The sequence below is a fragment of the Desulfobacula phenolica genome, assembly GCF_900105645.1.
GTDB lineage: Bacteria > Desulfobacterota > Desulfobacteria > Desulfobacterales > Desulfobacteraceae > Desulfobacula > Desulfobacula toluolica.
The window spans coordinates 24,815-37,505 of the sequence record NZ_FNLL01000016.1; the positions used below are offsets into that span (position 1 = coordinate 24,815).

A 12,691-nucleotide genomic window follows, 5' to 3' on the forward strand; every position below is an offset into this window, starting at 1 on the left:
AACAAACTTGGACTTAGCAGACCCTGATTTATCTGACTGGATCAGGCTTGTTTTATTGTGATTTTTATCAAACAATACCACCAAACCGATAAAAACATGCAATAATGCAAGCCTGATTTCCACCATGACAACCACATAAACTTATCCCCCTCCCATTATTTAATAAATTGTTTAACAAACTGTTCAATGGCCTTATAAATTCTTTGAACGCCCTCCCCTGTTAAGATCCCGTGCCTGTCATAATCAAAGATATAATATTCTTTATTATCAGATCCCAATTGTTTAAATAATTTAAGGGTTCCCTTTGGATTTACCACAGGGTCTTTTCTGGATTGGATCACCAAGGTTGGCTTTGTGATAGTTTTTAGTTTCGGTTCAAGGTATTCCATGAGTTTTTCAAGCTGATGGATGCCTGAGACAGGATTTCTTCGATAGTTGATATGGGAATTTTCAGGATGGTTTTCAATAAACTCTTTTGCAATGGTGTTCAGATGAATCTTTTTTATCATGGCATTCCATGCATCAATGGCAGGGACAAAATATGATCCTAAATCCTTGAGTCTCATAGGCGGTGCCACGGCAAATACAGCAACGATATCATTTACTCTTGCGGACAATTCCAGAGCAAGTCCGGCACCGGTTGAAAAACCGCCGACAATTATTTTTTTACACGAATGCCTTAAAATAATAAACGCCTCTTCCACCGATTCTATCCATTGTTCATAAGTGGTTTGGGCAAGATCTTCAGGTGCCGTTCCATGTCCTTTTAGCCGAGGCACATAAACCGTAAAAGAATTTTCATACAAATAGTTTGCAAAGGGTTTCATCTCTTCAGGGGCAGCCATGTACCCATGAATCAGCAGGATACCTGCAATTTCATTTTCATGCTTTAAAAATATAGGGCTTCCGATTCTTTTTCTTTTAGACTCCTCCACAATATAATGATTATTATAATCCCGGGAAAAATCATTTGCTGTCTTTTCAATAATTTTATCTTTTACACAGCTGATAATTTTATCATAAGAGGTTTGAGCAATTTTTTTTAAAACCGTCCCAACCTCTTTAAGGGGTTCAACCTCATTGGCCATTACAAGAATGGGATTTTCAATCCGGATGGTATGAAAATTTGACCGGGTCATAAATTTGGTCTGGTCTTTAACTAATTTGTTATCTTTTAGTTTGATAACACCAGTATTTTCAGCAATAGTTAAAAAATTTTCAAATCGATTGAATCTGTCATCAATTAAAAGATGAATCTGGTTGTCATGAAATTCCTCAGACACGAAATATGTTTTATCCGAGACCAGCCAGCAAATTGCAATATACGCCTTGCATTTAAACTCATATATATCGATTCCCTGTTTTCTATAGGGAAAATGCATCAAGATGCATGCCAGAACATGGTCATAATTCAAGCATGTCATGGCGTATACGGCCGACATATATTTTTCCATAATGATGTTGGAAAATTTTCTTGTAAGCTGTTTTGAAATGATATCATCATCAAATTTAACTTTGCGCTTGACCGTCAGCATGCTTTCAATATAGGGATCATTTAAATACCCTTTTACTTTAATGGGTTCTCCGAATCGAATATTGATACTCACATCGGAAAACAGAATGCTGCCTTCTGTCATCAATTCCTCCATCACCCTTTCTGAGGGGGATTTCATTATAATACGGGCAATTTTGCTTAAAATATTTTCCTTTGGGCTTGCCGGATAATATGTAATGTTAACCGGAACAATATGGGTTTGCCCGGAGAGAACCAGGTCGATATTTTTAATTTCAAGTTCATGAACCAACCGGTCAAATTCAGGAGCCCCAATGGTTTTCATTCTTCTGAGTCGTTCCCGGTAAAATTCACATCGCAAGGCTATGATAGCAGCACCAGTATGCGGCCGCGTTACGAATGTATCCTCAATCAAAGCAAACCGGTTTTTTCTGATCAGCTTCTTGTTTTTTACCATCATGCCTTCGGGAAATATTACCCATTGCACATTTCCGGAAAATAATGTTTTTAAAATAAGGTCATCCCTGTTCGGATCTTTAGTTGATACTGCCCCCAGCTTATCTAAAACGCCTTGTAAAATCGGCACATTAAATAATCCTTCACTGGCAAGTGACCAGACCTCTTTTTTGGTGATATTATGAATATGATAGGGTAAAAAGATAGTCTCTATCCGTGTGAAATGGTTGGCTGTAAAGATAACGGAACCATTCGGGATATGATGCTCTCCGAAAATTCTAATCTGTGATTTTGAAAATCCTGAAACCGTTTTAAAAGTGTAGCCGGATAATGCAAATGCAAATCTGTTCATGGATCACCACCTTTAAAACAACATTGTTTATCTGTTTAAATTGTTATATAACTGCCATGGGCAGACTTGGCCATTTTATACTACAATCTGGTCATCCTGGTTTGCCCATAAAAAAAGGTTGAAAGTCTGTGTATAAAGTTTTTAGACTTTCATATAAAAAAAATAAGCGATATTAAAATAAATGGGCATGCACACAACATGGGGCCAATGCCCCTCCCAAATGGCCGAAATTGTGATAAAGCTCAAATAAATCTTGACCTAATAAAAATAATACTTAATATGAGGGGTTTGTCAAAGAGAATTATTTGTATCGGTTAAAAATCGGAGGTTTAAATTGTATTCAAAAATAATCATACTGAATTTTCCTGCAGAGGTTACGCAAAAAGCGATAGTATGCCAGTTAACAAAAAAATATGATCTTTTATTTAATATTTTGCGTGCCCAGATATCTAATAAAAAAGAGGGCTACATGGTGATGCAGATTTCATCAGAGTCCAAAGCTGCGTTCAACAAAGGGGTGAAATTCCTTAAAGATCAGGGAGTCTCAATTTCCAGCCCGGAACATCAAATCTATAAAAACGAGGAAATCTGTACCCATTGCGGGGCTTGCACAGCAGTCTGCCCGACTGACGCTCTTTATATCAAACGACCTGAGATGGAAGTTATTTTTGATAAAGAAAAATGCAGCGTATGCGAGCTTTGTATTGTAACCTGCCCAACACGGGCAATGGGACTTTTCTCTGAAGAAACCCAAGCACTTGTCTGATGAAGCATCCTGTTATTGCAATTGCTGTAAGCGGCGGGATTGATTCTCTTGTTTCCGGCTATCTTTTAAAACAAAAATACAAGCATGTTTTCGGCATTCATTTTACAACCGGATATGAAAAAGACTTGGCAGATATGGCACGGCTTGAAAAACAGCTTGGGTTTCCAGTGACCTACATTGATCTTTCAGATGCGTTTGAAAAAAAAGTTGTTGATTATTTTATCCGGACATATCTTGAGGGCAAAACGCCAAATCCCTGCATTATCTGCAACAAAGAAATAAAATTCGGGGAACTGCTTAAGCACGCCCAAAATATGGGAGCGGATTTTCTGGCCACAGGACACTATGCCACCATAATCAACCCCATCTGTTTTCCAGATAAAACGATTTGTCATTGTTATCTTAAAAAAGGGATGGATTCGTTAAAAGACCAAAGTTATTTTCTTTCCCTTTTATCTGCAAACCAACTTGAAAAAATTATTTTTCCATTGGCAGGAATGACAAAAAAAGAGGTTAAACAATTTGCCGGCTCAAAGAATCTGATCCCCATTCACCCCAGTGAAAGCCAGGATATCTGTTTTATTCATGACAACGATTTTTCCGGTTTTATAACTGATAAAACCGGTCATCATCCCAAACCCGGCAATATTATAAATCACCACGGAAAAATAGTGGGCCGTCACAAGGGACTGCATAAATTTACCATAGGACAAAGACGCGGCATAGACTGCCCTGCAAAAGAACCCTATTATGTCAAAAAGATTGATGTTAAAAATAATATTCTCGAGGTCTGTTTTAAAGAAGATCTGTCTGAAAAAAAAATGATTGTTGACCAGATAAACTGGAATGTTTCAGATCAAAAAAATCTCTCCAATATTACAACTGATATGATGGCCAACATTATGACTAAAATCAGATATAGCCACAAAGGCGCCTTGTCCAATCTCTCTTTGAAAGGGGCTACAGTAAAAGTTGTGTTTGATGAACCCCAGAATGCGATTACTCCCGGACAGGCAGCCGTATTTTATAAGGATTCCAGGGTCCTTGGAGCCGGCATTATTCAATGAAAAAATTTTATATCCAAACATTAGGCTGTAAAGTCAATCAATATGAAAGTGATGGCATTGCGTTAAGCCTTGAAAGACAGGGCTGGCAAAAAGCCAAAAAAAAGCAGGCTGCAGATGTTTTCATCATCAATACCTGCGCTGTTACATCCAAGGCAGGCATGCAGTCAAGGCAGGCCATTCGTAAGATTATCAGGGAAAATCCAAATGCAACTGTCATTGTTACAGGATGCCACGCCCAGACCGACCCTGATCAGATAAAAAAAATTGATCAGATGAATCAGACCGGTCACATTGTCTGCCATAAAGACAAGACCAAAATTGCAAAACATATTACGGATATCTGTGATAACTCGTCCCCACTGAACTTTAAAAAAACCGATCACACCAAAGCAAGTGTTTTTCACGGGTTTGATCATGCGGTAAAAGGGGAAATGACACGGGCATATCTTAAGATCCAGGATGGGTGTAATGCGTTTTGCACCTATTGCATTGTCCCCCATGCCAGGGGAGCTTCCGTGAGCATGCCGGAAAAAGAGGTTTTTAAACATTTAAAAGAGCTTAACAGTTCAGGATTTAAAGAGGTTATTCTTACCGGAATTCACACGGGCATGTATGGCATTGATCTTGAAAAAAAATCATCGCTTGTGCAATTGCTTGAGAAAATCAACGACCAACGGCCCGTTCACAGGATCAGGCTCAGCTCCATTGAACCTGCAGAACTCAACGATGGGATTATAAATCTTGCCGGACAGGGAAATATTTTATGTGATCATTTCCATATCCCCCTGCAGTCCGGGGATGATGATATTTTAAAAAAAATGAGGCGGCCCTATGATGTTGGTTTTTTTAAAGAAATCATCCATAAAATTCATAAAACCATACCCAATGCAGGCATTGGGATTGACACATTGATCGGATTCCCTTCGGAAACCCAAAAACAATTTGAGAATACCTATAATCTTCTTGAAACTCTTCCCATATCTTATCTTCATGTTTTTCCATTTTCTGCCAGAAAGGGCACCCCGGCCTATCATTTTGATGATAAGGTTGATGCCGGGGTCATTAAACAACGATGCGAGGCAATGCGAAAGCTTGATAAAATCAAACGAAAGTCCTTTATTGACGCAAATCTGAACAGGAGGCTCGAAGGTCTTGTTCAACACAAGCCTGATCTGAAAACAGGCCTGCTCAAAGCAGTAACATCAAATTACCTCACTGTTTTTTTAAACAAAAATCATGATCATAACCTTAAAGGGAAAATCATTGATCTTGTCCCTGCACAATATGACAAAGATATGAACATTCTGGGAAAAATCATAGAATAATTATAGAATATCGAATAGTGGTGCCATATAACATATACAGCAGATTTGTCTGCCACAATAAAGACTAAAACTCTTAATTATTACAATATGTTGGGCTGAATTTTATATAAAAAGAAAGAAAAAAAAGCCTATAGCCGCCTTTCCTTTTTTATATGGTCATAAGCATCCTGGATTTCCTTGAACTTGTCATTGGCAAATTTTATAAACTCTTCAGGCAGCCCTTTGGATTCAATTTTATCTGGATGATATTCGGTAACAAGCTTTCGATACTGTTTCTTTATATCTTCATTGGATGCACTCTCATCACATTTCAAAACATTGTAATATCTATTGGTTTCTTTGACATACTTTGATTTAAGCCTTGCATAGTCTGTATCAGAATAATTAAAAATCCTTGTGGCGGATAAAAGCATGGTTTCTTCCCGGCTTGAAATGCTTCCGTCTGCGGCAGACACCCTAAGCAATACATCCATCATCAACTCTATGATACGGGATTGGGATCTGAATACAGAATAAAACTGCAGGGCAAATGCATCAAAGCTTTCAGCAGAATGAACCGCCTGTCTGAAGATATTCTGGGCAGTTTGTTGACTGTTAAAATCAAGCTGAAGATCGCGTTTCATAAAGGTGTCAATTGCAGAAATTTCATTTTCTGTTACAGCACCGTCTGCTTTGCAGATTTTACCCAGCATGGAAAAGGCTGCAGTAAAAAAAACAAGCTGAGCCTCTTCGTTTGAAGAGAGAGTATCCTGTGATCCATATTGTTGTGATCCCGGTCTTTGAAAGCCTGATCCATGCAAATCGGGTCTTGACGAAAGATACGCCTGTTCTTTTTTGTCCACAAACGTATGCCCGAATGCAGCCCCTGCCACAGCACCCAAAGGGCCACCCAATGCAAACCCAATGGTTCCCCCGATCATTTTGCCAAGCCAACTCATTTGCTTTCCTTTCAAATAACTGTCAAGGGCAGACCTGGTATCTAATTTAAGATTTGCCCACAACAAAGTATAAAAGTCTGTGTTTGAATTTTTTAAGACTATTATATAAAAAAAATCAAAATCCTTGTTTCCTTTTTAAAGATTATATATAAACACATTTGCTTTATGCGTCAAACGATTAACCAAACAAAGTTGAAGGATATGCTGCCTAAAAAAATCATTGGAATAATAATTTTTCTTAATATAGCAGGTTTTGGATTTTTACTATATATTGTTGGTATGATACTAAAAGATAAGTTTCTGCAAAAGAAAAAAGACATCGCGGTTCTACAAGAGCCTGTTAAACCTGAAAAAAAGCCTGCTATTGTTAACGATGATATCATACCGGATGAAGATGATTTGCTCAAAGATATGGATTTATCAGATCTTGAAGACCTTGATTTTAAAGATTTTGACTAAGGAGGTATGCAATGAATTTTCAAAATTTATTTTTATTTTTTGTATTGACAATCGCCCTGATTCTTACCGGATGTGGTGCTGCGGTCGTCGGTGGTGCTGCATATGGAGGGTATAAGGGCGTGACGGACAAACGCTCAATAGGTACTATGGTGGATGATTCAGTGATTTGTACAACCGTTAAATCCAAAATGATTGCAGATGAATTTGTAAAAGCCCGGCATATTGATGTGGATGTACTAAAAGGGGTGGTATACCTGATAGGGGTGGTTGAATCTTCATCTCAAAAAAGAATGGCAGCAGACATTGCAAGAGGAGTTGAAGGGGTTCAACGGGTTGAAAACCAGTTAATTATAGGTAGAACAAGCGCAGGTCAGGCTTTTGATGATACTGTTCTGACAAGCAAAATAAAAACCGAACTTTTAAAAACACCTGAGATCCGGTCAATCAATATTGACGTTGACACAAATAATAATGTAGTCACACTGACGGGGATTGTTAAAACACAAAGAGAAAAAGACAAGGTTCTTTATATTGTATATAAAATTGCCGAAAACCGGCAGATAGTTGACAATCTGTCAGTGAGCAATTGATTTTCAATTTTTATTATTAAGCCAGGGTTTGTTTTTCTTTTGTTTTTCTTTAACCGGGGCACACCTGGTTTCAATGGAACCCTTGCCCAGCAGGTCGCTTACTCTGCCGAAAAACGAGGGATCAGAACAGGTATTGTATTCATCCGAAAGTTTAACCAGTACCGGCGGCTTATCATCAATTTCTATTTTTAAACAAGCGGTACACTCTCCAGGAAATGTTTCAATAATTGATTTAAGTTTTTCAAGCGTATCTGAAGACGCATCCTGCGCATTAACATTGATCAATACGCCATTGGTCCATTCGCTAGAGGCCAGCTCAATTGGAACAATTTTTTCCGCTATAAGCTTGGTAATATTTTCATTTTTTTGAACCTCTGCTTCCAGGATAACAATATTATCACCAGTCAGAAGAGTGTGGCTTTTTGCATAAAGATTGGGAAATACCACAACCTCAATGCTTCCGAACTGGTCTTCGATGGCTGAAAATGCCATCATGTCCCCTTTTTTGGTTTTATGGATCTTAAGGATTTTTAAGGCACCGCCCATACGAATCATTTTTCCATCAGCAACATCATTAATATTAACTGAGTTCACAGTGGTATATTTTTGAATCGTATCTTCATATTTATCAAGAGGATGTCCGGTAATATAAAATCCCAAAGACTCTTTTTCCAGGGACAAAAGCATATTATCATCCCATTCTTCAATATCCGGAAGCTTTGGCGTACTCACGGGAAGTGCGGTCCCCATATTTGAATCTGCAAACAAATCCATTTGTGAATCAGCTTTTTCCTTTTGAATTCTGGAGCCGTGATCAAGGGCATCTTCAAGAATTGCCATCATCTGGCTGCGCCGAGTACCGGTTAAATCAAAAGCCCCGCACTTGATCAATGCTTCAAGGACTTTTTTGTTAACCTTTCCGACATTAACCCGTTCGCAAAAATCATAAATGCTTTCGTAACCAGCGTCTTTTTCTCTTGATTCAACAATCGATTCAATAGCTGCTTCACCAACATTTTTCACGGCTGCAAGACCAAACCGGATACATCCGTCAGATACGGTAAAATGAGCATCACTCTGATTTACATCCGGCGGCAGCACCTTTATTTTATGGCTACGGCACTCATCTATATATTTGATAACAGCATCGGAATTGCTTCTTTCACTGGTCATTAACGCTGCAATAAACTCAATGGCAAAATTGGCCTTTAAATAAGCAGTCTGATAGGCAATGAGGGCATAAGCCGCACTATGGGATTTATTAAAACCATAACCGCCGAATTTTTCCATTAAATCAAATAGTTCACCAGCCTTTTGAAGATCATGGTTATTTTCTTTTGCCCCTTTCATAAAAAGCGCCCGATGCTCTTCCATCATGGAAACAATCTTTTTTCCCATGGCTTTTCTAAGCCCGTCCGCATCCGCCATGGTATAATTTGCCAATACGCCGGCAATTTTCATGACCTGTTCCTGGTAAAGAATAACCCCATAGGTTTCTTTTAAAACCGGTTCCAGTTCGTCAAACAGATACACAACTTCTTCGCGACCGTTTTTTCGTTCAACATAGGAGTCTGCCATGCCACTGTCCAAAGGTCCAGGCCGGTACAAGGCAACCAAGGCGACAATATCGGAAAAACTTGCAGGCTTGAGCCGTAAAATCAAGTCTTTCATACCTGAACTTTCAAGCTGGAACACGCCTGTGGTATCAGCACTTTGTAACAACTCAAAAGTTTTTGCATCGTTGTAATCAAGATCTAAAAGATCAGGGGGAGTTTTCCCCTGCTTTTTAATCAATTCAATACAATTTTTGATAACAGTAAGGTTTCTTAATCCTAAAAAATCAAATTTAACCAGCCCAAGCTTTTCAACATAATTCATGTCAAACTGGGTAACGGTCTCCCCCTCTTTGCCTTTGTACAAGGGGAGATATTCGTTCAACGGTTTGTCGGCAACCACCACACCTGCCGCATGGGTAGAGGCATGCCTTGGCAATCCTTCAAGAAGAAGGGCAACCTCAAGCATCTTTGTCTTTTCTTCAGACTCTGCACATTTGTCCCGGATTGCCGGAACTTCTTCAATGGCCTTTGTAAGATTTTTGGCATTATCCGGGATCATTTTGGCAATTTCATCCACCTCGGACAGCAGAACCCCGATAGCCCTTCCCACATCCCTGATAACAGCCTTGGCCTTAAGCCTTCCAAAGGTGATAATCTGGCATACATACTCAGGGCCACCATACCTTTCTATGGTATATTTATACACCTTGTCCCGGCCTTCAATACAAAAATCAACATCAATATCCGGCATGCTGATACGGGACGGGTTTAAGAATCTTTCAAAGATCAAGCCGTGTTCTATTGGGTCCAGGGCTGTAATTCCCATAGCATAGGCCACCATGGACCCGGCGGCAGACCCTCGTCCCGGACCCACCGGCACATTGATTTTTTTTGAATGTTCTATAAAATCTGCAACAATGAGAAAATATCCGGGAAAACCCATATCAAGGATAATGCCGATCTCATAATCAATTCGATCCCTGTACATTTGCTCGTCAATGTCCGGGTTGGATTGCTTTATGAGTTTGAGCCTTTCTTCAAACCCTTCCAGGGCTTTTTGCTTGAAAAGGTCATCTTCAGACTCATCTTCAGACTGGGCATATCTCGGAAAATGATAGGTCTTGTCATCAAACTCAACATTGCATTTTGCTATGACTTCGCGTGTGTTTTCAATGGCACCCGGATACTTGCCAAATGTTTGGATCATCTCCTCAGGAGATTTGAAATAGAGCTGGTTGGAATCAAATTTAAACCGGTTCTGATTGGTAAGGGTATCTCCTGTCTGTATGCACAGCAAAATTTCATGAGCGACATCATCACCCTTGGAAAGATAGTGGCAGTCATTGGTGGCCACGATTGGAATGGACAGCCGCTCACTGATATCAAGGATACCTTGATTTACCTTATGCTGGATCTTCATTCCATTTTCCTGGATTTCCAGAAAAAAATTATCCTCGCCAAAGGTGTTCAAATAAAACCTGGCCGCATCATCAGCCTCATCCATCTTGTTTTGGAGAATATGCTTGGGAATATCCCCTTTAAGGCAGGCTGAAAGCCCGATCAAGCCTTTGGAATGGTTGACCAGAAGCTCTTTATCAATTCTGGGTTTATAATAAAAGCCCTTGAGCTGGGCAATGGAAACAAGTTTGCAAAGATTGGCATATCCTTCCCGGTCTTTTGCCAGAAGAACCAGATGGCTCAATCCCTTATGATCCATCTGGGTTCGGTCATTCAAGGTTCTTGGGGCAACATAGACCTCGCACCCGATCACGGGTTTTATGGATTGCTTTTTGGCCTTTTCATAAAACTCTGCAACACCGAACATGGTGCCATGATCTGTCATGGATACGGCATCCATGCCATATTCATTGCACTTCTTAAATAAGGAGTCCAGTCTTATGGCACCATCAAGCAAAGAATACTCGGTATGAAGATGAAGGTGATAAAATGGTGACGTAGTGTTGCTCATTTGAGATTAGTGACTTTCAATCCTGTAATTGGGTGCTTCTTTGGTAATAATAACATCATGCACATGGCTTTCTTTAAGTCCTGCCGAACTGATTTTAATAAATTTGGCCTTTTCATGAAGATCTTCAATAGTAGAGGCTCCCAGATATCCCATTCCGGCTTTAAGCCCTCCGATCATCTGGGTAATATTTTCTTTAACTGTGCCCCTGTATGGAATTCTGCCGACAATACCTTCTGGAACCAGTTCGTCATCTTCACCGGTATCTTTCTGGTAATAGCGGTCTGAACTGCCTTTTTTCATTGCTTCAACCGATCCCATTCCCCGATAGGCTTTGTAGGACCGCCCCTGGTAAAGAACAATTTCACCCGGGCTTTCCTGTGTACCGGCAAGAAGGGTTCCCAGCATGACGGAATCAGCACCTGCACCCAGGGCTTTTGCAATGTCACCGGAAAATTTGATCCCTCCGTCTGCAATAATGGGAACACCGGTTGCCTTTGAAATATCTTTACAATTTTGAATGGCAGTCAACTGAGGCACACCAACCCCGGCAACAATCCGGGTCGTACAAATGGAACCAGGGCCAATTCCTATTTTAACCGCATCGACTCCCGCATCAATCAAGGCTTTTGCACCGGCTTCCATGGCCACGTTTCCCGCAATAAGCTGGCAATCCGGAAATGCATGTTTGATTTTCTTGACTGCGTCCATCACATTTTTTGAATGACCATGGGACGTATCAATGACAAGGGCATCGGTTCCTGCCCGTAACAATGCTTCCACCCTTTCCATCATGTCAGAGCCTACACCAATAGCAGCACCCGCCCTTAACCTGCCCAGCGAGTCTTTGCAGGCATTTGGATATTTCTTGATTTTTTCAATATCTTTTATAGTTATCAAGCCTTTGAGTTTGCCTTCTTTATCCACAACCAGAAGTTTTTCTATTCTATGCTTGTGCAGCATGATTTTGGATTGTTCAAGAGTGCATTTTTCAGGAACCGTCACCAGATTTTTACTGGTCATCACTTCTCTGGTGGGTTTTTCCAGCCGGGTCTCAAACCTCAAATCCCTGTTGGTCACAATACCTACAAGTTTATCCCCTTCCGTCACAGGAATTCCTGAAATCCTGTATTTGGCCATAATCTTCAATACTTCTGAAATCGGAACATCCGGATGAATGGTAATGGGATCAACAATCATTCCGCTTTCTGATTTTTTTACCCGGTCAACTTCAATGGCCTGCTCTTCTATGCTCAGATTTCGATGAATAAAACCCAGTCCCCCTGCCCGCGCCATGCTGATGGCCGTCAAGGCTTCGGTGACCGTATCCATAGCCGCACTGACAATGGGAATATTCAGTTCAAGTGCTTTGGTTAATCGTGTCCGGGTCTGAACTTCATCGGGCAGGATAGCAGAATAATCAGGTAATAAAAGGACGTCATCAAATGACAGTCCTTCCTCGGATAATATATTTGACATAAATTATAACCTCCAGAAAGGAAAATGTTTATTGATACTATTTAGGCTGGCAATCTAATGAGGAATTAAACCACCAGCCCTATTTGAAATCAAATCAGTATATAAACACGCACTTTTACCAAATATCCGTTTTTTTGGCAAGATCAATATTGTTGTACAAGACAAAAGCCTGCAGCCGGAAAGTTTTAAATTCATTATGGGAGCAAAGCATTGAAAGACGGTCT

Annotated in this window: 9 protein-coding genes; 5 read left to right on the forward strand and 4 right to left on the reverse strand. The window is 40.0% G+C overall.

Annotated elements, in window-relative coordinates:
* Window positions 1-155: 155 nt before the first annotated feature.
* Window positions 156-2,321, reverse strand: a complete 2,166-nt coding sequence (locus tag BLT94_RS19435) for an alpha/beta fold hydrolase (RefSeq protein WP_092237854.1) — start codon at window positions 2,319-2,321, stop codon at window positions 156-158.
* Window positions 2,322-2,655: 334 nt separating this feature from the next.
* On the opposite strand from BLT94_RS19435, the gene BLT94_RS19440 reads away from it, so the two are divergent.
* The 3 genes from BLT94_RS19440 to mtaB are packed head-to-tail and all read left to right on the forward strand — an operon-like array spanning window position 2,656 to window position 5,479.
* On the forward strand, window positions 2,656-3,087 hold the full coding sequence (locus BLT94_RS19440; RefSeq protein WP_014957584.1) for a 4Fe-4S dicluster domain-containing protein: 432 nt from the start codon (window positions 2,656-2,658) through the stop codon (window positions 3,085-3,087).
* Window positions 3,087-4,154, forward strand: a complete 1,068-nt coding sequence (gene mnmA, locus BLT94_RS19445) for a tRNA 2-thiouridine(34) synthase MnmA (protein ID WP_092237857.1) — start codon at window positions 3,087-3,089, stop codon at window positions 4,152-4,154. The genes BLT94_RS19440 and mnmA overlap by 1 nt, the downstream gene beginning before the upstream one ends.
* Entirely contained in the window at window positions 4,151-5,479 is a 1,329-nt protein-coding gene (gene mtaB, locus BLT94_RS19450; protein WP_092237860.1) for a tRNA (N(6)-L-threonylcarbamoyladenosine(37)-C(2))-methylthiotransferase MtaB, read from the forward strand. The genes mnmA and mtaB overlap by 4 nt, the downstream gene beginning before the upstream one ends.
* A gap of 128 nt (window positions 5,480-5,607) precedes the next feature.
* On the opposite strand, the gene BLT94_RS19455 is transcribed toward mtaB, so the two are convergent.
* The gene (locus tag BLT94_RS19455; RefSeq protein WP_092237862.1) at window positions 5,608-6,417 is read right to left on the reverse strand and encodes a TerB family tellurite resistance protein; all 810 of its coding nucleotides are present in this window, start codon (window positions 6,415-6,417) and stop codon (window positions 5,608-5,610) included.
* A gap of 201 nt (window positions 6,418-6,618) precedes the next feature.
* On the opposite strand from BLT94_RS19455, the gene BLT94_RS19460 reads away from it, so the two are divergent.
* Together BLT94_RS19460 and BLT94_RS19465 are read left to right on the forward strand one after the other, a co-directional pair.
* Window positions 6,619-6,876, forward strand: a complete 258-nt coding sequence (locus BLT94_RS19460; protein WP_139169080.1) for a hypothetical protein — start codon at window positions 6,619-6,621, stop codon at window positions 6,874-6,876.
* A gap of 11 nt (window positions 6,877-6,887) precedes the next feature.
* Window positions 6,888-7,466, forward strand: coding sequence for a BON domain-containing protein (locus BLT94_RS19465; protein ID WP_092237867.1), 579 nt, complete (start codon window positions 6,888-6,890; stop codon window positions 7,464-7,466).
* A gap of 3 nt (window positions 7,467-7,469) precedes the next feature.
* Here the strand turns inward: BLT94_RS19465 and dnaE are convergent, their stop codons facing one another.
* Entirely contained in the window at window positions 7,470-10,991 is a 3,522-nt protein-coding gene (gene dnaE, locus BLT94_RS19470; protein WP_092237870.1) for a DNA polymerase III subunit alpha, read from the reverse strand.
* A gap of 6 nt (window positions 10,992-10,997) precedes the next feature.
* Window positions 10,998-12,467, reverse strand: coding sequence for an IMP dehydrogenase (gene guaB / locus BLT94_RS19475; RefSeq protein WP_092237873.1), 1,470 nt, complete (start codon window positions 12,465-12,467; stop codon window positions 10,998-11,000).
* Between the last annotated feature and the right edge of the window lie 224 nt (window positions 12,468-12,691).

Excerpts from the sequence above, each read along its gene's own strand:
- guaB (WP_092237873.1), bottom strand. The coding sequence starts at position 12,467 with ATGTCAAATATATTATCCGAGGAAGGACTGTCATTTGATGACGTCCTT.
- mtaB (WP_092237860.1), top strand. The coding sequence starts at position 4,151 with ATGAAAAAATTTTATATCCAAACATTAGGCTGTAAAGTCAATCAATAT.
- mnmA (WP_092237857.1), top strand. The coding sequence starts at position 3,087 with ATGAAGCATCCTGTTATTGCAATTGCTGTAAGCGGCGGGATTGATTCT.
- dnaE (WP_092237870.1), bottom strand. The coding sequence starts at position 10,991 with ATGAGCAACACTACGTCACCATTTTATCACCTTCATCTTCATACCGAG.
- BLT94_RS19460 (WP_139169080.1), top strand. The coding sequence starts at position 6,619 with ATGCTGCCTAAAAAAATCATTGGAATAATAATTTTTCTTAATATAGCA.
- BLT94_RS19465 (WP_092237867.1), top strand. The coding sequence starts at position 6,888 with ATGAATTTTCAAAATTTATTTTTATTTTTTGTATTGACAATCGCCCTG.
- BLT94_RS19455 (WP_092237862.1), bottom strand. The coding sequence starts at position 6,417 with ATGAGTTGGCTTGGCAAAATGATCGGGGGAACCATTGGGTTTGCATTG.
- BLT94_RS19435 (WP_092237854.1), bottom strand. The coding sequence starts at position 2,321 with ATGAACAGATTTGCATTTGCATTATCCGGCTACACTTTTAAAACGGTT.